The sequence below is a fragment of the Actinomadura luzonensis genome, from assembly GCF_022664455.2.
Lineage (GTDB): Bacteria > Actinomycetota > Actinomycetes > Streptosporangiales > Streptosporangiaceae > Nonomuraea > Nonomuraea luzonensis.
This window is the reverse complement of sequence record NZ_JAKRKC020000001.1, coordinates 5,054,658-5,078,651: the sequence shown is the minus strand read 5'-3', so window position 1 is coordinate 5,078,651 and position 23,994 is coordinate 5,054,658. Positions and strand designations below refer to the sequence as shown.

The following is a 23,994-nucleotide window of genomic DNA, read 5'->3' as shown; positions in this document are numbered from 1 at the left end:
GACCTGCGCTACAACTGTCGGGGTGAAGATTGGTCCTCTCGCGGTGTGGCCGCCGGTGGTGCTGGCGCCGATGGCGGGCATCACGAACGCGCCGTTCCGGGTGTTGTGCAGGGAGCAGGGCGCCGGGCTGTTCGTGTGCGAGATGATCACCACGCGCGGGCTGGTGGAGCGCAACCCCAAGACGATGCGGATGATCGGCTTCGACGACTCCGAGCGGCCGAGGAGCATCCAGCTCTACGGGGTCGACCCCGGCGTCGTGGGCCGGGCGGTCCGCATGATCGCCGAGGAGGGCCTGGCCGACCACATCGACCTCAACTTCGGCTGCCCGGTGCCCAAGGTGACCAGGCGCGGGGGCGGGTCGGCGCTGCCGTACAAGCGCAACCTGCTGCGCCGCATCCTCAAGGCCGCGGTCGCCAACGCCGGCGCGCTGCCCGTGACGATGAAGATGCGCAAGGGCATCGACGAGGACCACCTGACCTACCTCGACGCCGGCCGCATCGCCGCCGAGGAGGGCGTCGCCGCCGTCGCGCTGCACGCCCGCACCGCCCGTCAGCACTACGGCGGGGTCGCCGACCGGGCGGCGATCGCCCGGCTGAAGGAGGCCGTGCCGGAGATCCCCGTGCTGGGCAACGGCGACATCTGGTCCGCCGACGACGCCGTGCGCATGATGGCGGAGACCGGCTGCGACGGCGTCGTGGTCGGGCGCGGCTGCCTGGGGCGGCCGTGGCTGTTCAAGGACCTGGAGAACGCCTTCAACGGCAGCCCCGAGCGGGCCCGCCCCACGCTCGGCGAGGTGGCCGCGGTGATGCTCAGGCACGCCGAGGGGCTGGCCCGCTGCTTCGACCTCGAGCGGTACGCGGTGGCCGACTTCCGCAAGCACGTCGGCTGGTACCTCAAGGGCTTCACCGTCGGCGCCGAGCTGCGCCGCGAGCTGGCCACGGCCGAGTCGCTCGACGGGCTGCGGGCCGGGCTGGCCAGGCTGGAGCACGACCAGCCGTGGCCGCCCAACACCGACACGCCGCGCGGCAAGTCGGGCGAGCGGTCCAAGGTGCTGCTGCCGGACGGCTGGCTGGACGACCCGTGGGACTGCGCGGTGCCGCAGGAGGCCGAGTCCGAGGTGTCGGGCGGCTGACCGGGCCGCGACCAGGAGAGCTGACCAGCTCGTGACCAGGAGAGCCGACCGGGCCGTGACCAGGGCTCCGGCTCAGTGCGGGCCGGAGATCTCCGTGCCGCAGGGGCCGCCGCCGGCCGCCGGGAGCAGCCGCACCGGCTCGCCGTCCATGGTGAGGGTCGGGTAGTACTCCGCGATGCGCTCGGCGGAGCGGCCGGCGTAGTGGCAGATGAAGCTGCGGCGGAAGCGGTCGGCCGTGGTGTTCGGCTCCGAGCCGTGCACCAGGCTGCCGTTGAAGAACAGCACGTCGCCGGGCTCCATGTCGACCGGGACCTTCTCCAGGCCGGGCGGCGGCGGGACGTACTCGCGGGTGAAGGACACCTCGGGGTCGGCGTCCTCCGGGCAGAACAGGTCCATGAGGTGGGTGCCGGGCACCACCTCCAGGCCGCCGTTCGCGCGGTCCACGCGGTCGAGCGCCACCCACGCGGCGACGCACGTGCCCGGCTCCACCTGAAGGTAGAAGTTGTCCTGGTGCAACGCCTGGCCCCTGGCGCCCGGCGGCTTGAAGTAGAACATGCTCTGGGCTGCTATCGGCTCCTCCTGCAGCAGCTCGCGCAGGATCGCGGCGACGCGCGCGTCCAGCAGGTAGCGCAGGGCGAGGTCGCTGACCTGGTGGGGGTGCATGATGCGCGGGTAGTCGCGCAGGATGTCGTACGGGGCGCCGGGCTCCTGCGGGGCGGGCGTGAAGTGGCCGGGGATCGGGCCCGCGGCGTGGAGGGCCATGAAGGCGTCGCGCAGCCCGGCCACCTCCTCCGGGGCGAGGAGACCGGGCACCAGCACGTAGCCCTGTTCGTGGAAGTCGTTCAGCCTCATGCGTTCCACGCTAAGGAGCGGACTGCGGTAACGGTATGCCTGTGGATGCTGCGGACTTGTCTTTTCCTGCTGCCGAGCTGATGATCGTGGGCCACTACGACAAGGCCCCCGGCTACGGCACGCGGCGGCCCGGCGGGTCGCTGAGCTGGCTGCTGATGTGGACGCAGGCGGGCGCCGGGCTCGTGGAGCAGGGCGGCGGCGCGGTCACCGTGCGGGCCGGCGACCTGGCGGTGCTGGGGCCCGGGGTGCCGCACCACTACCGGGTCGCGCCGGGGGCCGGGCGGTGGCGGTTCTGGTGGGTGCACTTCCAGCCGCGGGCGACCTGGGGGGCGTGGCTGGCGCCGTACCGGCGGGGTGAGGGGCTGCACGTGGTGGGCGGGGTGCCGGAGGAGCTGCACGGACGCCTCGACGCGGCCTTCGCCCGCGCCCTCCGCGACGCCCACTGGATGCCGCCCGCCGGACCGCCTGACAGGGGTGCGGCAGCGGGCGACGCGGAGGGCGGGGCGCCGGCGGCTCCGGCGATGGTGTGGGCGGGGCCGGCGCGGGAGCTGGTGCTGGGAGCCGTGGAGGAGGTGCTGGTGGTGGCGGCCGCGTCCGCTCGGCTGTCGGCCCGGCCAGAGGGGGCGGGGGAGGAGGGGGACGAGCGGGTGCGGCGGGTGCTGGCGATCATCGCGGCCCGGCCCGCCGCGCCGCACTCGGTCGCCTCGCTGGCCCGCGCGGTCGCCCTGTCGCCCTCCCGCCTGGCCCACCTGTTCGCGGAGCGCACCGGCGGCACCCCGATGGGGGCGGTCCGCCAGGCCCGGCTGCGTCACGCGGCCGGGCTGCTGGAGGTGACGGACCTGGACGTCGGGCAGGTGGCGGCCGCGTCGGGCTTCGCCAGCCCGTTCCACTTCAGCCGGGCCTTCCGCCGCGAGTACGGCCTCCCGCCCCGCGAGTACCGCGCCCGCCTCCGCCGCCCCTGACCCGCCGCCCCCGGCCGGGGCGGGGGCGGGGGCGGTCAGCGGGTGATGGGGAGGGGGCCGCGGTCCAGGGGGAAGAGCTGGCCGTCGAGGTGGTCCACGGCGTACTCGATGGCACCCACGACCACGCACTCGTCGCCCAGTGTGGACGCCCGCACCTCCGGCATCCGCATGCACCGCGCCTCCAGCCGCGCCCGCAGCGGCTCCAGGAGCACGTCGGCCGAGCGGGAGAAGCCGCCGCCCAGCACCACCATCTGCGGGTCGAGGATGAGCACCATGGCGGCGGTGCCCACGGCCAGGTCGTCCACGTACCGTTCGACGCACTCCAGGGCGGCCGGGTCGCCGTCGCGGGCGGCGGCCAGGGTGTGGCCGGCCGCGTCCTCGGGCGGCACGCCCTCCGGCACGCACGCGCACGTGTTGAGGTGCTCGGGCGCGTCGAACCAGCGCGCCTCGGGCAGCATCGAGATCTCCCCGGCCGCTGCCCCGAACCCGCGGTGCACCTTCCCGCCGATCACCAGGCCCGCGCCCATTCGCCGCCCGACGTGCAGGAACACCACGTCGTCCGCGCCCCGGGCGACGCCGCGCCGGGTCTCGGCCATGGTGGCCAGGCGGCTGTCGTTCTCGATGAGCACCTGGCAGGGGAACATCTCGCGCAGCCGCCCGGCGAGGTCGAGGTCGCGCCAGGCGGGCACCGCGGCCGAGTAGATGACCCGGCCCTCGACGTCGATCACGCCGATCGTGCCGACGGCGATCGTCCACAGGTCGGCGACGGTGATGCGGCTCAGCGCCAGGCAGCCGGACACGGCCCGCTCGATGGCGGCCAGGCGCTCCTCCAGCGGCGCGTCCGGCAGCACCGGCTGCCGGGTCTCGGCCAGGATCTCGCCGTCCAGGTCGGACAGGGCGGCCCGGATGTTGTGACCTCCTATGTCGACGCCCACCAGGTAGCCGCTGTCGGCGCGGAAGCGGTAGCGGCGGGCGGGCCGGCCCATGGTGCCGGGGCTCGGCGGCACCTCCTCCACCCAGCCGAGGCCCATCAGCTCGTCGGCGACCTCCTTCATCGACGGCCGCGACAGGCCCGTCCGCTCGGCCAGTGCCGACAGGGTGAGCGGCCCCGCCCGGCGCAGCGCGCGGATGGCGGTCAGCGAGTTGAGCTGGCGCAGCCGGGACAGGTCGCCGCCGCGTACGTCCGCCATCGCCATCCTTAGGTAGGTCTCCTCTTTATCTCTCCAGTATGACAGGGATCAACGGGCTGTACGTGCCGCCCGCGCCCGTGCTACTAATGAAGCGCTCCTTCGTAAGTTGACAGGAAAGAGGACTGATGTCGTTCGCTGACATCGGCGAGACCGCGTACGTGCCGGGCCGCGCGCGCGTCTTCGAGCACGGCTGGCAGTCGTGGAGCCCCACGGGCGCCTACCGCCTGGACGAGACCCCGCCCCGGCCCGCCGACGAGACGATCCAGATCCTCTGCTACCGCCCGGGCACGCCCGTCCCCGACGGCGTGTTCCAGGGCGAGGGCCTGCTCGCCGTCGAGCCGGGCGACGGCTCGGTGGAGCTGTGGTCCGCGCCCGGCCCGCACGAGGTGCCCTCGATCCGGGCCCGCGAGGAGGGCGGCCGGCTGGTGATCTCGGCCGACGGCCCGGTCCGCCACCACCGCGCCGAGGGCGGCCTCGGCGCCGCCCTGCGCTCCTGGGCCGACGGCCTCGCGGAGCGGCGCACGTTCCCCGCGGTCCCGCCCATGTGGTGCACCTGGTACGGCTACTGGGACAAGGTCACCGAGGCCGACGTCGTGGAGAACCTGGAGCTGGCCACCCGCCACGCCCTGCCCGCCGACATGTTCCTCGTCGACGACGGCTACGAGGCCGGCATCGGCGACTGGCTCGACCCGCGCCCCGGCTTCGGCTCCCTCCCGCGCGCCGTGGACGCGATCCTCGCCACCGGCCGCCGGGCCGGCGTCTGGACCGCCCCCTTCCTGGTCGGCCACGACAGCCGCCTGTACCACGAGCACCCCGAGTGGCTGGTCGGCGGCGCGTACGCCGGCCGCATGTGGAACCAGGACCTCGCCGTCCTCGACGTCACCCACCCCGGCGCGGCCGAGCACCTGACCGGCGTCTTCCGCGCGTTCGCCGCCCTGGGCATCACCCACTTCAAGCTCGACTACCTGTACGCGGGCGCCCTCCCCGGCCGCCGCCACGACGACCTCGACCCGATCGCCGCCTACCGGCGCGGCCTGGAGCTGGTCCGCCGGGGCGCGGGGGAGGGGGCCACGCTGCACGGCTGCGGCGCCCCGATGCTGCCCAGCATCGGCCTGGTCGACATCATGCGGGTCAGCCCCGACATCGCCCCCACCCTGCACCCCAGGTCCGGCGACATCAGCCAGCCGTCGCAGCTCGGCGCCCGCCTGACGGGCGCGGCGCGGGAGTTCCTGCACGCCCGCTGGTGGGTCAACGACCCGGACTGCCTCATCGTCCGGCCCGAGGTGGAGGCCCGCGCGGAGTGGGCGGCCCACATCGAGGCCGGCGGCGGCCTGCGCGGCTCCAGCGACCCGATCGCCGCTCTCGACGCCTGGGGCCTGGAGACCACCCGGCGCCTGCTGGTGCCCACCGCCACGGAGCCGTCGTGACCAGCAGCACGGCCCCCGGCGCGCTGGTGGCGGGCGAGCGGCCGGCCACCCGGCGCGCGCGGCGCGGCGGCGACCGGCACGCCTACCTGTTCATCGCCCCCAGCCTCTTCGGCGTGGTGGCGTTCCTGCTGCTGCCGATGGTCATCGTCCTGGTGCTGAGCCTGTTCGACTGGGAGCTGCTGTCGGCCCCCGAGTTCGCCGGGCTGGACAACTACCGCCGGCTGGCCGGCGACGGCGCGACCTGGCACTCGCTCGCCGTCACCGCCGGCTACGTGCTGCTGTCCATCCCCTTGCAGACCGTGCTGGCCCTCGCCCTGGCGGTGCTGCTCGACCGGCGGGTGAAGGGGCTGCGGCTCTACCGGTCGCTGTTCGTGGTGCCGTGGATGGCGACGCCGATCGTGCTCGGCCTCATCTGGGACTGGATCTTCGATCCGCGCGAGGGCGCGCTCAACAGCGCGCTCGCCCTGGTCGGCGTCACCGGCCCCGACTGGCTGTCCGACCCGTCCTGGGCGCTGCCCGCCGTCGCGCTGGTCAGCGTCTGGCAGCACACCGGCTACAACATGTTGTTCTTCCTGGCCGGGCTGCAGGGCATCCCGCGCGAGCTGCACGACGCCGCCGCCGTGGACGGCGCGACTCCCGCCCAGCGCTTCTGGCGGGTGACGCTGCCGCTGCTGAACCCCACGATGTTCTTCGTCACGGTGACCAACCTGATCGGCGCCTTCCAGGTGTTCGACACGGTCTACGCGATGACCGACGGCGGCCCGAGCCACAGCACCGAGGTGCTGAACTTCCGCATCTTCCAGACCGCGTTCAAGGAGTTCGACTTCGGCTACGCGGCCACGCTGTCGACGCTGCTGTTCGCGGTCATCTTCGCCGTGACGCTGGCGCAGGTCCGCTTCTTCGGCAAGCGCACCACCTACGACCTGAGCTGAGGAGCCATGGCCAAGCGTTTCCTGCTGTACGCCGTGCTCACGCTCGGCGCCTTCGTGTCGCTGTTCCCGTACCTGCTGGTGGTGCTGACCGCGTTCAAGACGCAGGCGCAGCTCAGCACGACCGCGCCGTGGCTGCCCGGCCTGCCGCCCACCACGGCGAACCTGGCCGAGATGCTGGCCGGCGACTTCCCCCGCTACGTGCTCAACACCGTCGTGATGACGGCGCTGCTCACGGCCGGGCAGCTGCTGTTCACCACCTTCGCCGCCTACGCCTTCGCCCGGCTGCGCTTCCGCGGCAGGGACGTGCTGTTCTGGCTGTACGTCGCCACGATGATGGTGCCGAGCGCCGTCACGATGATCCCGCTGTTCCTCATCATGCGCGAGCTGGACCTGGTCAACACCTGGTACGGCCTGCTCGTGCCGTACCTGCTCGGCAGCCCGTACGGGATCTTCCTGATGCGGCAGTTCTTCAAGACCCTGCCCGCCGGGCTGGAGGAGGCCGCCCGCATCGACGGGGCCGGGCCGATGACGATCCTGCTGCGCGTGATGCTGCCGCTGTGCCGGCCCGCGCTCGGCACGCTCGCCATCATCACCGTCATCTCCTCCTGGAACAGCTTCCTGTGGCCGCTGATCATCACCAGCGGCGACGACACCCGCGTCATCACCGTCGCGATCGCCACCCTGAAGTCGGGGATCGGCGTGGACTACCACCTCATGATGGCCGGCAGCCTGATCGCGCTGGTGCCGATGGTGGCCGTCTTCATCTTCTTCCAGAAGCACATCGTCAGGTCGGTGGTCCTCACCGGCCTCAAGTAAGAAGAGGTCAGCGAATGATGCAAACCCCCCGGATTCGCTGGGCCGGAGCGCTGCTCGGCGCCGCCATGCTCGTCCTGCCCGGCTGCTCGTCCACCGGAGGAGACCCCGGCAAGGTCACCCTGACCTACCGGCTCTGGGACGAGCAGCAGAAGGCCGGCTACGACCAGGTCATGGCGGCCTTCGAGAAGGCCAACCCGGGCATCGACGTCACCGTCGAGCTGCTGCCCTACGACCAGTACTGGACCAAGCTCACCGCGGACGTGGTCGGCGGCAGCGCCCCGGACGTGTTCTGGATGACGCCCACCCAGTTCCCCGAGTTCGTCACCAAGGGCGTCCTCGCCCCCGTGCAGGTGGACACCGCCAAGTACCACCAGACCGTGGTCGGCTCCTTCACCTACGAGGGCAAGCTGTACGGCGTCCCGAAGGACTGGGGCATCGTCGGCCTGCTCTACAACAAGGACCTGTTCGCCAAGGCCGGCGTCGAGATGCCCGACAAGCTCACCTGGGCCGCCGACGGCAGCGGCACCCTGCTCGACACGGCCCGCAGGCTCACCGTGGACGAGGCCGGCAAGCACCCGGACGAGCCCGGCTTCGACCCGGACAAGGTCAGGACCTACGGCTTCGCCTCCTGGAACCACTACCAGACGCAGTGGATGAACTGGGTGGTCTCCAACGGCGGCAAGCTCGTCGACAAGCCCTTCGGCAAGTACGCCTTCAACGACCCGGCCGCCGTCCAGGCCCTGCAGTTCGGCGTGGACCTGGTCAACAAGCACCACGTCTCGCCGCCCGCGACCCGGACCAACCCGCCGACCGGCAAGGTCACCGACATGTTCAAGGCGGGCCAGGTCGCGATGTTCCCCGCCAACAACGCGCTGCTGCCGTTCGTCGCGCCCGAGGCCACGTTCCAGGTGGGCGTCGCGCTCATGCCGGAGGGCCCGGCCGGCCGCGCCGTCAACCTCAACGGCCTGGCCGAGGCCGTCTACGCCAAGAGCGACCACCCGCAGGAGGCCATGAAGCTCGCCCAGTTCCTCGGCACCGCCGAGGCGCAGAAGATCATGGCCGACGGCGGCTACGTCTTCCCCGCGCTCAACGGCCTCGAACAGGGCTACGTGGACTACTGGAAGGCCAAGAACGTGGACGTGACCCCGTTCGCGAAGGAGGCCGAGGGCACCACCTTCCCGCTGCCGATCACCACCGGCTTCACGGGCTTCGAGACCAAGCTCAACCAGCTCTTCAACGAGATGTACCTCGGGAAACTCTCTCCGCGGCAGGCCGCCGACCAGGCCGTCGCCGAAGGCAACGCCACCGTCAAGTAAGGACCCCCCGATGATCACCCGGCGTTCTCTGTTCGCCGGGGGCGCGAGCCTGGGCCTGACCGCCGCACTGGGGGCCGCCCCCGTGCGCGCGGCGGCCCGCCGCGCCCCTCTGTCCGACCCCTTCCAGCTCGGCGTCGCCTCCGGCGAGCCCAGCCCCGACGGCGTGGTCCTGTGGACCCGCCTCGCCATGGACCCCGTCGCGCTCGACGGGCTCGGCGGCATGCCGGCCCGGGCCGTGCCCGTGCAGTGGGAGCTGGCCAGGGACGACGGCTTCCGCCACGTCGTGCGCCGCGGCACCGAAATCGCCCGGCCCGAGGCCGCGCACAGCGTGCACGTCGAGCTGGAGGGCCTCGACCCCGGCGCGGAGTACTTCTACCGCTTCCGCGCCGAGGGCAAGATCAGCCCGGCCGGCCGCACGCTGACCGCCCCCGCCCCCGGCACCCGCTCCCGGGCGCTGAACCTGTCGTTCACCTCGTGCGCCGACTACCAGGCCGGCTGGTTCACCCCGTACCGGCGGATGGCCGAGGACCAGCCCGACCTCGTCGCCTTCCTCGGCGACTACATCTACGAGTACGGCGACTACAAGTACCCCGTCCGCGACCAGGCCGGCGGCGAATGCCTCGACCTGGCCGGCTACCGGCTGCGGCACGCCCAGCACAAGGCCGACCCCGACTCGCAGCTCGCCCACGCCATCGCGCCCTGGGTCGTGGTGTGGGACGACCACGACATCGAGAACGCCTGGGCCGGCGACGTGCCCGAGCAGCCCGACCCGCCGTTCCTGCAGCGCCGCGCCGCCGCGTTCCAGGCGTACTACGAGAACATGCCGCTGCGCCGCGCCCAGAAGCCCGACGGCGCCGCGCTGCGGCTGCACCGCAGCATCCGCTGGGGCGAGGTGGCCAACCTGCACCTGCTCGACACCCGGCAGTACCGCGACCTGTACGCCTGCACCGGCAGGAGCGGCACCGTCGGCCCCGACTGCCTCGACCGGTTCGCCCCCAACAGGACCATCCTCGGCCAGGAGCAGGAGACGTGGCTGGACGCCCGGCTCAAGGACTCCCGCGCCACCTGGGACCTGCTCGGCCAGCAGGTCTTCCTCATGGAGATGGACTGGACCAACGGCGAGGGCAAGGGGTACTCGAACGAGGGCTGGGACGGCTACGTCGCCTCCCGCAACCGGCTGACCGCCGCCATCGACGCCTACCGGCGCAACGCCGTCGTCCTCACCGGCGACGTGCACTCGCACTGGGCGGGCGAGGTCAAGCGCGACTACGCCGACCCCGAGTCGAGGTCCGTCGCCGTCGAGCTGGTCACCACCTCGGTCACCAGCGCGGGCAACGGGCTCGACGAGTACCCGAACACGCAGGTCCTGCTCAACGAGAACCCGCACGTCAAGTTCTTCAACGGCCGCCGCGGCTACGTCCGCGCCCGGCTCACCCAGCAGGAGATGAAGGTCGACTTCCGCTCCCTGTCCCGGGTGACCGAGCCGTACGCCCCCGCCTACACCTCCGGCTCCTTCGTCATCGAGCCCGGCCGTCCCCAGCTCAACCCCGCCTGACAGGACTTCCCGATGCGCACCCTCACGGCCGCCGCCGCGGCGGCCCTCCTCGCCCTGCCCTTCGTCCCGTTATCCGGCAGCGCCGCCGCCGAGACCGCCCGCCCCCCGATGGGGTGGAGCAGCCGCTCGCTCGGCTGCTCGGTCTCCGAGGCGTCGGTCCGGCAGGCCGCCGCCGGCCTCGCCGCCCTCGCCCCGCTCGGCTACCGGTACGTCATCCTCGACGACTGCTGGCTGGCCCCCCAGCGCGCGGACGGCGCGCTCGTCCCCGACCCGGCCCGCTTCCCCGGCGGCATCGCCGCGCTCGCCGCCGAGCTGCACGGCAAGGGGCTCAAGCTGGGCCTCGCCCTGTCCGCGGGCACCAAGGCGTGCAGCGGCGGCGGCCCCGGCTCCTACCGCAACGAGGCCGCCGACGCCGCCCGCGTCAAGGAGTGGGGGGTGGACTACGTCAAGTACGACTGGTGCAACATCCCCGCCGCCGACTTCCCCGGCCAGAACGTCCAGCAGATCGCCCAGACCCTCTACCCGCGCATGCGCGAGGCCCTCGGCGACGGCGTGGTGTTCGCCATGAACAACGAGGACGGCAGCACCGTCCCGTGGTTGTGGGGCAAGGACGCCAAGGCCACCACCTGGCGCACCAACGTCTACAACCGCCCCATCCCGGACTCCTACCCGAGCATGACCGACGTCTGGGAGACCAACCAGCTCAGGGCCGAGTACGCGGGCGGCGGCAGCTACGCCGACCCCGACCTGCTGCAGGCCGGCCGGGGCGGCATGACCGCCACCGAGTACCGCACCCAGGTCACGTTGTGGGCCATGGGCGCGGCCCCGCTCGTCCTGCAGGCCGACCCGGCCGCCGCGCCGCCCGCGATCGTCGCCGACCCCGAGGTGATCGCCGTCGACCAGGACGAGCTGGGCGCGCACGGCCGCCTGGCCAGGAGCGACGGCTGGTACCACGTGCTGGTCAAGCCGCTCGCCGGCGGTGACCGGGCGGTCGCGCTGTTCAACGAGAGCGACCGGGCCGCCACGATCTCCTGGTCGCTCGGCTCCGGCCGGCACCGCGTCGAGGAGCTGTGGACCGGCGCCGTGGCCACCACGACCGGCGCGCTCGCGGCCCAGGTGCCCGCGCACGCCGCGCTGCTCTACCGGGTCTCCGCGCGGCACGACGCCGCGCCGCCGCTGGTGACGTTCGAGGCGGACCCGCCGAAGACGCTCGGCGACGACCGGCCCACCACGCTGGAGCCGGGCCGGGCGGGCGAGATCGTCACCCGCGTCACCAACACCGGGGCCACCGCCCGCCTGCGCGACGTCACCGTGACCGGCACCGCGCCGCAGGGCTGGCAGCTCACCGCCCGCACCCCAGCCGGGACCGCCCGGCTCGACGGCGGCGACACCTTCGCCGTCACGTGGGCGCTCACCCCGCCCGCCGGGACGGCGCCGGGCACGTACGAGGTGGCCTTCGAGGCGGCCGGGCAGCGCGCCACCGCCGTCGTGGCCGTCGCCACCGCTCCCGGGCCCGGCCGCAGCTACCTCAGCGACCTGGCCTGGACGAAGGCGAGCAACTACTTCGGGCCGGTCGAGAGGGACACCAGCAACGGCGACCGGGCCGCCGGCGACGGCCGCCCGCTCACCGTCGAGGGCGTGCGGTACGCCAAGGGCCTCGGCACGCACGCGCCCGCCGACCTCGAGTTCTACACCGCCGGGCGGTGCACGTCCGTGGAGTTCCAGGCCGGCATCGACGACGAGGTCGGCGCGGCCGGCTCCGCCGGGTTCGAGGTGTGGGCCGACGGCGGCCGGGTCGCCTACTCCGGCCTGCTCACCGGCGCCATGCCGGCCCGCAAGGTCACCGCCGACGTCACCGGCGCCCGCTACGTGCGGCTGGTCGCGACCAACGGCGGCGACAACGCCACCAGCGACCACGCCGACTTCGCCGACGCCGCCATCACCTGCAAGTAAGGGAGTCACCTGTTCATGATCGTCCCCAAGCCCGTCACGTACGAGCCCAGACCGGGCGCGTTCACCCTCGACAGCCGGACCTCCCTCACCGCCGACCCGGCGCTCGGCGCGACGGCCGCCTGGCTGCGCGGCGAACTGGCCCCCGTCGCGGGCGGCGAGCTGCTGCCGGGGCCGGGCTCGGGAACGATCGACCTCAGGCTCGCCGGCGACCTCCCGCCCGAGGGCTACCGGCTGACCGTCGGCCCCGGGCGGGCCGCCGTCGAGGCCGGCGGCCCCGCCGGTGCCTTCTACGGGGCGCAGAGCCTGCGCCAGCTCCTGCCCCCCGCCGCCTACCGGAAGGCCGCCGCCGCGCCCTGCCAGGCGCCCGGCGCGTACGTCGCCGACGCCCCCCGCTTCACCTGGCGCGGCTGCCTGCTGGACGTGGCCCGCCACTTCCTGACCAAGCACGAGGTGCTGCGCTTCGTCGACCTGCTGGCCCTGCACAAGCTGAACGTGCTGCACCTGCACCTCACCGACGACCAGGGCTGGCGGGTCGAGATCCGGCGCCACCCCCGCCTGACCGAGGTCGGCTCGTGGCGGCGGGAGAGCCAGACCGGCTGGAACGGCGCCCTCGACGGCCGCCCGCACGGCGGCTACTACACCCAGGACGACATCAGGGAGATCGTCGCCTACGCCGCCGCCCGGCACGTCATGGTCGTCCCCGAGATCGACCTGCCGGGCCACACCCAGGCCGCCATCGCCGCCTACCCGGAGCTCGGCAACCTCGGCACGCCGCTGGAGGTCCGCACCACCTGGGGCATCGGCGAGAACGTGCTCAACGTCGAGGACGCCACCATCGCCTTCTTCCAGGAGGTGCTGGAGGAGGTGCTGGAGCTGTTCCCCAGCCCGTACGTGTGCGTCGGCGGCGACGAGTGCCGCAAGGACCAGTGGCGCGCCAGCCCCTCGGCCCGCCGCCGCATGCGCGAGCTGGGGCTGCGCGACGAGGAGCAGCTCCAGAGCTGGTTCATCCACCAGTTCGACGAGTGGCTGAGCGCCCGCGGCCGGCGGCTGGTCGGCTGGGACGAGATCCTGGAGGGCGGCCTCGCCCCCGGCGCGGTGGTCGCCTCCTGGCGCGGCGAGCTCGGCGCGGTGGCCGCCGCCCGCCGCGGCCACGACGTCATCAACTGCTCCAACACCAGCCTCTACCTCGACTACCGGCAGGGGCCGGGAGAGGACGAGCCGGTCCCGTTCGGCACCGTGCTGACGCTGGAGGACGTCTACGCCTTCGAGCCGGTGCCCGAGGAGCTGCGCGGCGACCCGGCCGCGGCCCGCGTGCTCGGCGCGCAGGCCGGCGTCTGGACCGAGCTGATCGACTCCGGCCGCCGCGTCGACTACATGGCCTTCCCCCGCCTGGCCGCCTTCGCCGAGACCGTGTGGAGCCCCGCCGCCCGCGACCTGGCCGACTTCCGCGAACGCCTCGCCGCCCACCTGCCCCGGCTGGACGCGCTCGGCGTGGAGTACCGGCGCGAGGGCGGCCCGCTGCCCTGGCAGACCCGGCCCGGCGTGCCCGGCCGCCCCGAGGACCCCGAGTCGTGGCGGGCCAAGCTCGACGCCTGGACCGCCAACCTGCGTCAGATCTCCACGTGACCGCCGCTGCGCCAGTAGGTGTTGCCCTCCCGTGACAGCAGCTCCTCGTCCACCAGGTAGCGCCGCAGGGCCGCGTAGTCGTCGTGGAAGGCCCGCAGCGCCACGTTGACGTCCTTCTCCGGGTAGCGCACCCCGGGCTCGAAGACCAGGGCGATGTGCCGCAGCACCACCAGCCGCTTGTCGCGGCGCATCGCCAGCGTCGTCAGCCGCCCGTCCACCAGGAACGTGCGCAGCACCCGTTCCTCGTCGCTCAGCTCCTCGGCGGGCTCGGCGCGCGCCCGCAGCAGCGCCCTGAACCGCTCGGGCGCGGCCCGCCACGCGCCGCCCTCGTCGCGGACGGCCAGGCCGCCCGCCTCCAGCCGGGCCAGCGCCTTCGGGGAGAGCCCGTCGTGCTCGCCGAGCACCAGCCGGGCGAAGGCGCGCAGCGTGTCGTCCTGGCAGAGCAGCCCGAGGACGCGCCTGATCTCTTCGTCGCTCACCCCACCCATTGTGGCGGCCCGCCGAGGGTGCGAAATGTCACGATCTTGAGACACGGCCATGACACGACCCCGACGTGGCGCGGACCACACTGAATCAGACAGGCGTGTGCCGGGACGCCCTTGCCAGTCCGTTCCGGCACACGGCTTGTCCTCCCGCTACAGCCGGTTGAGCCCCTGCACGTGCAGCACGGCCCGGCCCTCCTCGTCGGAGGCGGCGAGGTCGACCTGGGCGTCGATGCCCCAGTCGCCGTCGCCCGCCGGGTCCTTGATCGTCTGGCGCACCTTCCAGAAGCCCTGCTCCTCCTCGATGCGCAGCAGCGCCGGCCCGCGCGCGTCGGCGTCGGTGCCGATCTCCTCGTGGTCGGCGTAGTACGCGTCGAGCGCCGCGCTCCAGTCGACGTCGGGAGCCAGCTCCGCCAGCTCCGCCTCCTTCTCCAGCGCGCACAGCTCGACCAGCCGGAACATCGCGTTGCGCACCAGCACCCGGAAGGCCCGCGGGTTGCCGGTGACCGGCCGCACCCTGGCCTCCAGCTCCTGCTGCTGCTCCAGCGCCTCGGCCGGGTTGGCCAGCTTCTCCCACTCGTCGATCAGCGAGGAGTCGACCTGGCGCACCAGCTCGCCCAGCCACTCGATGAGGTCGACCAGGTCGTCGGTCTTGAGGTGCTCGGGCACCGTGCGCGACAGCGTGCGGTAGGCGTCGGCCAGGTAGCGCAGCACCGTGCCCTCGGAGCGGGCCAGCTCGTAGAACTGGATGTAGTCGCTGAACGTCATGGCCCGCTCGAACAGGTCGCGCACCACCGACTTCGGGCTGACGGTGTAGTCGGCGACCCACGGGTGGCCGCGCCGGTAGGTCTCGTACGCGCCGAGCAGCAGGTCTTCCAGCGGCATCGGGTACATGACCTCGGCCAGCTGCTCCATGCGCTCCTCGTACTCGATGCCGTCGGCCTTCATCTGCGCGACGGCCTCGCCCCGCGCCTTCTTCAGCTGCGCCGACAGGATCTGGCGGGGGTCGTCGAGGATCGACTCGACGATGGAGACCAGGTCGAGCGCGTACGACGGCGACTCGCGGTCGAGCAGGTCGAAGGCCGCGAGGGCGAAGGTGGACAGCGCCTGGTTGAGCGCGAAGTCCTCCTGCAGCTCGATGGTCAGCCGGGCCCGGCGGCCCTGCTCGTCGGGCTCCCTGAACTGCTCGACGATGCCGCCCGCGAGCAGCGACCGGTAGATGGCGATGGCCTGGCTGATGTGCCGGCGCTGCCACTTGCGGTCCTCGTGGTTGTCGGTCAGCAGGTGCTTCATCGCCTGGAAGCAGTCGCCGGGCCGGTTGATGACGGCCAGCAGCATCGCGTTGGTGACCTTGAAACGCGACTGCAGCGGCTCGGGCTCGGCCTCCTGCAGCTTCTGGAAGGTCTCCTCGCTCCAGCCGACGAAGCCCTCCGGCGGCTTCTTGCGGGCGTAGCCGCGCCGCCGCTTCGGGTCGTCGCCGATCTTGGCGAGGGCGCGGGCGTTCTCGATCTCGTGCTCGGGGGCCTGGCAGGCGACGTAGCCGATGGTGTCGAAGCCGGCCCGCCCGGCGCGGCCGGCGATCTGGTGGAACTCGCGGGCGCGCAGCCGGCGCACCTTGTTGCCGTCGTACTTCGACAGAGCGGTGAACAGCACCGTGCGGATCGGCACGTTGACGCCGACGCCGAGCGTGTCGGTGCCGCAGATGACCTTGAGCAGGCCCGCCTGGGCCAGCCGCTCGACCAGCCGGCGGTACTTCGGCAGCATGCCCGCGTGGTGCACGCCGATGCCGTGGCGCACCAGCCGCGACAGCGCCCGGCCGAAGCGGGTGGTGAAGCGGAAGCCGCCGATCATCGCGGCGATGGCGTCCTTCTCGGCCTTGGTCGCCATGTTGATCGACATCAGCGCCTGGGCCCGCTCCATGGCCGCGGCCTGCGTGAAGTGCACGACGTAGACCGGCGCCTGCCCGGTGGAGAGCATCTCCTCCAGCGACTCGTGCAGCGGCGTCATCCGGTAGGAGTAGATCAGCGGGACCGGCCGCTCGGCGTGCTTGACCACGGCCGTCGGCCGGCCGGTGCGCCGGGTGAGGTCGCGCTCGAACATCGAGACGTCGCCGAGCGTCGCCGACATCAGCACGAACTGCACGTGCGGCAGCTCCAGCAGCGGCACCTGCCAGGCCCAGCCGCGGTCGGGCTCGGCGTAGAAGTGGAACTCGTCCATGACGACCTGGCCGATGTCGGCCTGCGCGCCGTCGCGCAGCGCCACGTTGGCCAGGATCTCGGCGGTGCAGCAGATGATCGGGGCGCCCGGGTTGACGCTGGCGTCGCCGGTCATCATGCCGACGTTCTCGGTGCCGAAGATCGCGCACAGGTCGAAGAACTTCTCCGACACCAGCGCCTTGATCGGCGCGGTGTAGAACGTGCGCTGGTCGCGGGTCAGCGCGGTGAAGTGGGCCCCTGCGGCCACCAGCGACTTGCCGGAGCCGGTGGGCGTGGCCAGGATGAGGTTGCTCCCCGAGACGACCTCGATGAGCGCCTCCTCCTGCGCGGGATACAGGGTGAGCCCGCGCTCGGCGTTCCACGCGGCGAACGCGTCGAAGATGGCGTCCGGCTCGGCGTCGATCTCTTCGGGCAGGCGGTCAACGAGAAGGCTCACCCTCCTATCCTGCCGAAGTTTGCCGCGTGGTCGAACCGCAGCGCGCCCTCCGGGTCAGGAAGCCGCCCGCGGCACGGTCATCAGCAGCCCGCCGAGGATGGCCAGCACCGCGAGGAACGGCCACGCGCCGGGCGCGAAACCGCCGACCGTCAGCGTCAGCACCCCCGCGCCGACCAGCGCCGCCGCGCCCAGCATCGCGCCCTGCCCGGCCGTGCCGTACGGCAGCGCGGGCGGCGTCTCGAACCGCGCGAACATCCGCATCAGCGGCCACATCACCAGGCACAGCAGCCCGAACCAGAGCGGCCAGCCCGCCAGCCAGAACGCGCTGCCCGGCGCCGGGGTGTCGACGCGCAGCACCACCACGACCACGCCGGTGACCGCGAACAGGGCCGGCATGTGCCACAGGTACGCCGTCATGATCCGCGGCCCGGCCCACGCCAGCAGCCGCCCGGCCGGCAGCCGCACCAGCCACGGCCGCAGCAGCACCGCCAGCCCGATCTGCCCGAGCCCCACGGCCAGCATGGCCAGGGTGGGCGGGGCCATGTTCGACACCGCCGCCCCCGGCAGCCCGATCATGCTGCCCGGGTACGGCCCGAAGGCCACCAGCAGCGCCGCCGCCCCGAACCCGCCCGCCGCGAGCGCCCACGGCCGGCGCAGCCGCCCCTCGGCGTAGAAGAAGCCGAGCTGGTGCACCGCCAGCCAGACGAACACCACGTTCAGGTACCCGGCGGCGTCCACGCCGGTCGCGAAGCGGGCCACGTCCGTCAGCACCGCCCCGGCCGCCAGCGCCGCCGGCACCGCCGCGCCGTGCCGCTCGTGCAGCCGCAGCGCGAGCGGCGTCGCCGCCACCGCCACGACGTAGACCGCCAGGAACCACAGGAGCTGCCCGGTGAGCTGCGCCCCCATCCGCAGCGGCTGCTCGGGCACGCCCAGCGTCAGCAGCACCTGGGGGAGCGGGATCCACACCGCCGCCAGCGGCAGCAGCGGCCAGGCCAGCCGCCGCAGCCGCACCGCCAGCCAGCGCGGCGCCCCGTCGCCGGCGCGGGCGAAGCTGATCGCGTTCGCCACGCCGCCCGCGAAGAACACCAGCGGCATCACCTGGCTGAGCCAGGTCACCACCCACACGCCGGGCGTGGCCAGGGCGTTGCCCGCCGTCAGCCGCGCCCCGTCGTAGGCCAGCACGGGGATCGTCCAGTGCTGGAACACGATGAGCGCCATCCCCGCGACCCGCAGCAGGTCCACGAACGGGTCCCGGCCCGCGCGGCGCGCGGGCGGCGACGACGGCGGGGACGGCGGCGCCGCGGGGGCGGCCGGGCGCTCCAGCAGGACGGTCATGACGAGCCTCGATTCAGGGGGAGCCGACATCCTCAAGGCTCCCGCCGCGAGCCGCCCGGCACATTGCCGCGAGCCGCCGTTCCCAGGTCAAGATCGCACCACCGCCGGGGGTGGGGACAGCCCTACCGCCGCACACCTGGCCGCCTGCTCGTCACGTCCACGCCCAGGCCCTAGCGTGAAGGCCATGCGCTCCCTGATGAGGCGGGTCCTCCTCGACACCCGCTACACGCTGGTCGGCTTCCCCACGGCCGTCATCGGCTTCGTGCTCATGGTCGCCGGCTTCTCGGCCGGCCTCGGCACGGCCGTGGTGTGGATCGGCGTGCCGCTGCTGGCCGGCACGCTCATGGTGGCGCGCGGCTTCGCCGACGCCGAGCGCGGCTGGCTGTCCGACGTGCTCGCCCGCCCGCCCGTGCGGCCCCGCTACAAGGAGGCCCCGCCCGGCGCGGGCCGCTTCCGCCGCCTGGTCAACCCGCTCACCATCGGCCAGTCCTGGCTCGACCTGCTGCACGGCATCCTGAACTTCCCCATCGCGATCGTGTCGTTCGTGCTGACCGTGGTGTTCTGGGCGGTGCCGCTGGCCGGGCTGGCCTACCCCCTGTACGGGCTGGTCACCTCGCGCATCCCCGGCAACACGGAGCTGCCCGAGCTGCTCGGCCTCGGCGACGGCTACTTCGTCAACTCCGCCTTCTACGTGATGCTCGGCCTGGTCTTCACGCTGCTGCTGCCGTTCATGACGCGCGGCGCGGCGCTGCTGCGCGCCTCGCTCGGCCGGGCGCTGCTGACCGGCGTCGCCGAGCTGCAGGAGCGCATCAGCGACCTGACCGAGGGCCGCGCCGCCGCCGTCTCCGCCGAGGCCAACGCCCTGCGCAAGCTGGAGCGCGACATCCACGACGGGCCGCAGCAGCGCCTGGTCTCGCTCGCCATGGAGCTGTCCAGGGCGCAGCGCCAGCTCGCCAAGGACCCCGAGGCCGCCTCGGCGACGATCACCTCCGCCATCGCGGCCACCCGCGAGACGCTGGACGAGCTGCGCGCGCTCTCGCGCGGCATCGCCCCGCCCATCCTGTCCGACCGGGGGCTCGCGCCCGCGCTGGCCGCCCTGGCCGGCCGCTCGACCGTCCCCGTGGACCTCGACGTGCAGACCGTCGGCCGCTTCCAGGCGGCCGTCGAGAACGCCCTCTACTTCGTCTGCGCCGAGACCCTCACCAACGTGGCCAAGCACAGCCGCGCCACCATCTGCACGATCCAGCTCCAGCGCATCGGCGACTCCCTCATGCTCACGATCGGGGATGATGGGGTCGGCGGCGCGCACGTCGCCAAGGGACACGGGCTCGCCGGGCTGGCCGACCGGCTCCGCGCAGTCGACGGGGAGCTGATGGTGCAGTCGCCGGACGGCGGGCCGACGTTGATCGTGGCGGAGGTGCCGTGCGGGTAGTGGTGGCCGATGACGCGGTCCTGATCAGGGAGGGCCTGGTCAGGCTGCTTGAGGAGTTCGGCTTCGAGGTGGTGGCGACGGTCGGCGACGGCGAGGCGCTGGTCGAGGCGATCGCCGAGCACAAGCCGGACGTGTCGGTGGTCGACGTGCGGATGCCGCCGTCGTTCACGGACGAGGGGCTGAAGGCCGCGGTCGAGGCGCGGCGGCGGGTGCCGGGGGCGCCCGTGCTCATCCTGTCGCAGTACGTCGAGGTCTCCTACGCCGACGACCTGCTGGCCGACGCCCGGGGCGCGGTCGGCTACCTGCTGAAGGACCGGGTCGTCGACGTGGAGGAGTTCCTGGAGGGCCTGCGGCGGGTGGCCGCGGGCGGTACCGTGTTCGACCCGCAGGTGGTGTCGCAGTTGATGGTGCGCAGGCGCAAGGACGACCCGCTCGCGCAGCTCACGCCCCGCGAGCGCGAGGTGCTGGGGCTGATGGCCGAGGGGAAGTCGAATCCGGCCATCGGACGGCAGCTCGTCATCAGCGACGGGGCGGTGGAGAAGCACATCAGGAGCATCTTCAACAAGCTCGGCCTCTACGCGGAGGACGCCGACCAGCATCGCCGGGTGCTCGCCGTCCTGGCGTACCTGCGCTCCTGAGGCCCGCGCTTCCTGACCGCTTCCCGGCCCCGCGCCGCGCTCGCTGACTCGACCCCCCGGCCGGCCCGCCGGGACGGAGCGGGGCGGAACGCCGCTCCTCCGGCCCCTCCGTGGCCTGATCGAGGGGTCTGTGGCCGGTCCGCGCGACGCCGCGCGCGGACCTGGCCGCCCTCACTCAGCCGAGCGCCTCGACCAGCTTCTTCCGCTGCTGGGCGCCCAGGCCGCCGAGGCGGCGCTTCTCGTCGACGCCCGCCTCCTCCATGAGCGCGGTGGCCTTGGCCGGGCCGACGCCCTTGACCGCGCGCAGGGCCTGCGACACCTTGATCTTCTTGGCGATGTCGTCGTCACGCTCCAGCAGCTGGGAGAAGGTCAGCTCGCCGGCCTTGACCTTGGCCAGCAGGGCCGTGCGGGCGGCACGGGCCTCGGCGGCCTTCGCCAGAGCCGCCTGACGCTGCTCGGGGGTGAGAGTGGGAAGTGCCATCTCTGTTCTCTCCTCGGGGAGTTTTGGTTCGGGTCTTTGTTACCCGTGGTGCAGTGGCTAATCATGGCGGATGCCGGGGGCTCTTGTTTGCGGAAAGCCCCGCTCAACGCCGTCACGAAGCCGCGCGCGCCGCTCCGGGCCCCCGGCCGGGCGGGCTCGCCTCGCCCGGCGCGCGCCGGCCTCGCGGCGGGGTGGCGCGGGGCGGGCGGAGCCGGTGCGGGCGGCTCGCCGCGTCCGCCGGATCCCCGCGGGGCAGGCGGCCGCCCGGTCCTGCCGCGGTGCCGCGACGGGCCGGCCGGGCCTTGCCCGGAGCCCGTTCCACCTGCTCTGAGCTGCGTGAACGCCCGATCTTGCGGAACGCGGGCGGATGCGGGGGCGGCGTGCCAAGGGACGGCCCGCCGCACGGGCGGGGCGCCCCGCCCTGCCGCGCGGACCATGATTGTTTCGCGCATCGCCCGCCTCCACGCGCGCCGGACCTCCCCAGGGCCCGTCAAGATCGCCTGGTGGGGGCCGGGAGGGGCGGCCTACGGCGCGTTTTCCGCTTTCGACGTGGAATACATCACATTTTGCTGATCGGGCGTGTCGCGGCCCTGGTCAGGCTGGTTCTGGCGCCAGCCGGCCAGCCCGTGCGGGGTCAGGAACGCGTCGAAGACCGACTCCATCGCGCCCAGCAGCGCGCCGCGCCAGCCCAGCGCCGAGCCCTCGACGCGGGGCGGGGCCTCGCGGCGGATCGCCATCAGGTACGGCTCGCAGGCCGCCCACAGCTCCTCGCCCGCCCGCTCGCGCAGCTCCGCGCCGAGGCCGGACAGCGTCACCGCCTCCGGGTCGTGCGCGTTCACCAGGGCGGCGATGCCGCGGCCCAGGGCGCGGGCGTTCGCGGCCACCGCCTCGCCGCTCGTGGCCAGCACGCGCGCGGCCTGCTCGCGGCCCCGCCCGCCGCCGTAGGCGAGGCCGACGTGGCGCAGCAGGGCGTTCGCGCCGACCTCCATGGCCCAGCAGCCGCGCGCGCCGCACGGGCAGGGCCGGTCGCCGCCGGTGAGCGGCATGTGCCCGAACTCCGCGCCGGAGCCGGCCGCGCCGCCGAGCGGGCGGCCGTCCACGACGAGCACGCCGCCCGGGTCGAAGTCGACGTGCAGGTGCAGGCCGACCCGCACGCCGCGCAGCCGGCCCCGCCTGACCTCGGCCAGGGCCGCGAACGCGGTGTCGTTCCCGACGGACAGTGGCACCGCCGGGGGCAGCCCGAGCAGGCGGGGGACGTCGATCGAGCGCCACCCCAGGTGGGCGATGTCCACCAGGCCGCCGTGCCGGACCGGGCCGGCCAGCGCCACCCCGGCCCCGACCACGCGGTGGCCGAGCCGGTCCCGCTCGGCGGCGAGGGCCTCGGCCAGCGTGCCGAGCGCGTCCTGGGGCGTGCCGTCGTGCGGGCGCACGGCGAGGGTCGTCGCCCGTCCGCCCAGCTCGCACGCCGCCAGCTCCCAGGCGTCCTCGCGCACGTCCACCGCCAGGGCCAGGGGGCCGCGCGGATGCGGCCCCGGCACCTGGGTCGGCCGGCCCCTGCCGTGCTCCCTGGCCGGCTCCTCGTGCAGCAGCTCGTCCGCCGCCAGGCCCGCGACCAGCACCGACGCGGTGCCCCGGGCCAGGCCCAGGTCACGCGTGAGCTGGGACCGGGTGCGGGCGGCCCCGCAGTCGTGCACCGCGCGCAGCAGGCGGGCCCGGTTGTGGGCGCGCAGTTCGCCGCTCGTCGTGGCTCCGTTCACGGAACACAGTTTATGCTCTAGCCGTGAACATAAACCGCGATACCGCCAGACGCGCCCGTGCCGGAGTTTTCGCCTTCTTCTTCTTCGCTGGATTCGTCATGGGCCTGTGGGCGGCGGGGCTGCCGTCGCTCAACGACCGGCTCGACCTCGGCCCGCGCCTGCTCGGCACCGTCCTGCTGCTGATCTCCGGCGGAGCGCTGGTGTCGATGCTGGCCGCCGGGCCGCTCGTGGACCGGTACGGCAGCCGCCGCGTCTGCTGGCTCGCCGGGCCGTTCTCCGCCCTGGTGCTGCTCGGGCCCGCGCTCGCGCCCTCGTACTGGACGCTGGCGGCGTTCGCGGTGTTGTTCGGGATCGGGCTCGGCGCCTGCGAGGTCGCCATGAACGCCCACTCCGTCGAGGTGGAACGCGCCTACGGCCGGCCGATCATCTCGGCCTTCCACGGCACGTGGAGCCTCGGCGGGGCCGCCGGGGGCGCGCTGACCTCGCTGTTCCTGCGGATCGGCGTGGACGGGCAGCTCGTCCTGGTCGTCGCGGCCGTGGCCGTGGCGCTGCTGTACCTGCCGGCGGCGCGGCTGCTGCTGCCGTCCGCGCCCGCCGGGCCCGGGAGCGGCGACGGGACGTCCGGCGAGGCGGGCGGCAACGGGGGCGGCTCGCTCAAGTGGGGGCTCATCGCGCTGCTCGGCCTCGCCGCCTTCGCCGGGCACCTGAGCGAGGGCGCGGCCATCGACTGGGCGGCGCTGCACGCCCGCTGGATCCTGCGGACCGACCCGGCCGCCGCCCCGCTGGCCTACACGATCTTCTCCGTCGCCATGACCACCGTGCGGCTGCTTGGCGACCCGATCCGGGCCCGGCTCGGCTCCGTGCGCACCATCCGGCTCGCCGGGATCCTCGCCACCTGCGGGTACGCGCTCGTCCTGGCCTCGCCGACGGCCCCGGAAGCGCTGCGGGTGGCGTGCGCGTGGACCGGGTGGGCGCTCGCCGGGGTCGGGCTGGCCACCGTGGTGCCGGTGCTGTTCAGCGCGGTCGGGGCGGCCGGGGGCCGGGTGGGGCGGGCGCTGGCCATGGTCACCGCCTTCGGCTACAGCGGGCTGCTGCTCGGGCCGGCCGTGCTCGGGTACGTGGCGGACGCGGCCTCGCTGCCGGTGGCGCTCGTCATCCCGGCGGCGCTGGCCGCCGTCGTCACGCTCGCCGGCGCCCCCGCCATCCGCTCCCTCCTCCGCCTGTCCGCCCCCGCCCCGGCCCCCGTCCCGGAACCCGCCCGCGACTGACCGCCCGCGCGGCGGGGTCCCGCTCCGGGACGCCGCCGCCGGGCGTGGGCGGCCGGTCTGGGGGCTTATTTGCCTTTTGGGGGTCTGACCTGGTGTTATGCGATCGTGACTTGACCTGCAAGTTACACCCAGGTTTCATGTCCCCCACACCGTAAACGTTTACAGCCAGCCGCGCGTAAACGTTTACA

Annotated in this window: 19 protein-coding genes; 12 read left to right on the top strand and 7 right to left on the bottom strand. The window is 73.6% G+C overall.

Annotated features, from left to right (window positions below; all coding sequences use genetic code 11):
- Window positions 1-22: 22 nt before the first annotated feature.
- Window positions 23-1,132 (top strand): tRNA dihydrouridine synthase DusB, encoded by a 1,110-nt coding sequence (dusB, locus tag MF672_RS24165; RefSeq protein ID WP_242378044.1) that lies wholly within the window; start codon window positions 23-25, stop codon window positions 1,130-1,132.
- Window positions 1,133-1,204: 72 nt separating this feature from the next.
- Here the strand turns inward: dusB and MF672_RS24160 are convergent, their stop codons facing one another.
- Window positions 1,205-1,984 (bottom strand): phytanoyl-CoA dioxygenase family protein, encoded by a 780-nt coding sequence (locus MF672_RS24160; protein ID WP_242378043.1) that lies wholly within the window; start codon window positions 1,982-1,984, stop codon window positions 1,205-1,207.
- Between the two features lie 56 nt (window positions 1,985-2,040).
- Here MF672_RS24160 and MF672_RS24155 point away from each other — a divergent pair, with 56 nt between their 5' ends.
- Window positions 2,041-2,946 carry a helix-turn-helix domain-containing protein gene (locus MF672_RS24155; protein WP_242378042.1) on the top strand — a complete coding sequence of 302 codons (906 nt, stop codon included), beginning with the start codon at window positions 2,041-2,043 and terminating at the stop codon, window positions 2,944-2,946.
- A gap of 35 nt (window positions 2,947-2,981) precedes the next feature.
- Here the strand turns inward: MF672_RS24155 and MF672_RS24150 are convergent, their stop codons facing one another.
- Window positions 2,982-4,136 carry an ROK family transcriptional regulator gene (locus MF672_RS24150; RefSeq protein WP_242378041.1) on the bottom strand — a complete coding sequence of 385 codons (1,155 nt, stop codon included), beginning with the start codon at window positions 4,134-4,136 and terminating at the stop codon, window positions 2,982-2,984.
- A 125-nt stretch (window positions 4,137-4,261) separates the two neighbouring features.
- On the opposite strand from MF672_RS24150, the gene MF672_RS24145 reads away from it, so the two are divergent.
- Genes MF672_RS24145 through MF672_RS24115 form a run of 7 tightly spaced genes read left to right on the top strand, consistent with a single transcriptional unit; the run spans window position 4,262 to window position 13,761 of the window.
- Complete coding sequence (locus tag MF672_RS24145) at window positions 4,262-5,563, top strand: glycoside hydrolase family 36 protein (protein ID WP_242378040.1); 1,302 nt, start codon at window positions 4,262-4,264, stop codon at window positions 5,561-5,563.
- The gene (locus tag MF672_RS24140; RefSeq protein WP_242378039.1) at window positions 5,560-6,495 is read left to right on the top strand and encodes a carbohydrate ABC transporter permease; all 936 of its coding nucleotides are present in this window, start codon (window positions 5,560-5,562) and stop codon (window positions 6,493-6,495) included. Before MF672_RS24145 ends, MF672_RS24140 begins: the two co-directional genes overlap by 4 nt.
- Window positions 6,496-6,501: 6 nt before the next feature.
- On the top strand, window positions 6,502-7,311 hold the full coding sequence (locus MF672_RS24135) for a carbohydrate ABC transporter permease (protein WP_242378038.1): 810 nt from the start codon (window positions 6,502-6,504) through the stop codon (window positions 7,309-7,311).
- A 14-nt stretch (window positions 7,312-7,325) separates the two neighbouring features.
- Window positions 7,326-8,627, top strand: coding sequence for an ABC transporter substrate-binding protein (locus MF672_RS24130; protein WP_242378037.1), 1,302 nt, complete (start codon window positions 7,326-7,328; stop codon window positions 8,625-8,627).
- A gap of 10 nt (window positions 8,628-8,637) precedes the next feature.
- Entirely contained in the window at window positions 8,638-10,182 is a 1,545-nt protein-coding gene (locus MF672_RS24125) for an alkaline phosphatase D family protein (RefSeq protein ID WP_242378035.1), read from the top strand.
- A gap of 12 nt (window positions 10,183-10,194) precedes the next feature.
- Window positions 10,195-12,135, top strand: a complete 1,941-nt coding sequence (locus MF672_RS24120; RefSeq protein WP_242378033.1) for an NPCBM/NEW2 domain-containing protein — start codon at window positions 10,195-10,197, stop codon at window positions 12,133-12,135.
- Window positions 12,136-12,150: 15 nt separating this feature from the next.
- The gene (locus MF672_RS24115) at window positions 12,151-13,761 is read left to right on the top strand and encodes a beta-N-acetylhexosaminidase (protein WP_242378031.1); all 1,611 of its coding nucleotides are present in this window, start codon (window positions 12,151-12,153) and stop codon (window positions 13,759-13,761) included.
- Here the strand turns inward: MF672_RS24115 and MF672_RS24110 are convergent.
- From MF672_RS24110 to MF672_RS24100, 3 genes are all read right to left on the bottom strand, one after another.
- Window positions 13,746-14,249, bottom strand: a complete 504-nt coding sequence (locus MF672_RS24110; RefSeq protein ID WP_242378030.1) for a DUF2087 domain-containing protein — start codon at window positions 14,247-14,249, stop codon at window positions 13,746-13,748. The genes MF672_RS24115 and MF672_RS24110 overlap by 16 nt on opposite strands.
- 147 nt (window positions 14,250-14,396) lie before the next feature.
- The gene (locus tag MF672_RS24105) at window positions 14,397-16,895 is read right to left on the bottom strand and encodes a DEAD/DEAH box helicase (protein ID WP_242378029.1); all 2,499 of its coding nucleotides are present in this window, start codon (window positions 16,893-16,895) and stop codon (window positions 14,397-14,399) included.
- Between the two features lie 54 nt (window positions 16,896-16,949).
- A complete protein-coding gene (locus MF672_RS24100; RefSeq protein WP_242378028.1) occupies window positions 16,950-18,230 on the bottom strand; it encodes an acyltransferase family protein in 1,281 nt (426 codons plus the stop codon).
- Between the two features lie 184 nt (window positions 18,231-18,414).
- On the opposite strand from MF672_RS24100, the gene MF672_RS24095 reads away from it, so the two are divergent.
- Both MF672_RS24095 and MF672_RS24090 read left to right on the top strand, forming a co-directional pair.
- Entirely contained in the window at window positions 18,415-19,662 is a 1,248-nt protein-coding gene (locus tag MF672_RS24095; protein WP_242378027.1) for a sensor histidine kinase, read from the top strand.
- The gene (locus MF672_RS24090; RefSeq protein WP_242378026.1) at window positions 19,653-20,300 is read left to right on the top strand and encodes a response regulator; all 648 of its coding nucleotides are present in this window, start codon (window positions 19,653-19,655) and stop codon (window positions 20,298-20,300) included. The genes MF672_RS24095 and MF672_RS24090 overlap by 10 nt, the downstream gene beginning before the upstream one ends.
- Before the next feature lie 175 nt (window positions 20,301-20,475).
- On the opposite strand, the gene mihF is transcribed toward MF672_RS24090, so the two are convergent.
- Window positions 20,476-20,781, bottom strand: coding sequence for an integration host factor, actinobacterial type (gene mihF / locus MF672_RS24085; protein WP_020547234.1), 306 nt, complete (start codon window positions 20,779-20,781; stop codon window positions 20,476-20,478).
- 524 nt (window positions 20,782-21,305) lie between these two features.
- Window positions 21,306-22,538 (bottom strand): ROK family transcriptional regulator, encoded by a 1,233-nt coding sequence (locus MF672_RS24080; RefSeq protein ID WP_242378025.1) that lies wholly within the window; start codon window positions 22,536-22,538, stop codon window positions 21,306-21,308.
- 23 nt (window positions 22,539-22,561) lie between these two features.
- Between MF672_RS24080 and MF672_RS24075 the strand changes: the two genes are divergently transcribed.
- A complete protein-coding gene (locus tag MF672_RS24075) occupies window positions 22,562-23,806 on the top strand; it encodes an MFS transporter (RefSeq protein ID WP_302893257.1) in 1,245 nt (414 codons plus the stop codon).
- Window positions 23,807-23,994 lie beyond the last annotated feature (188 nt).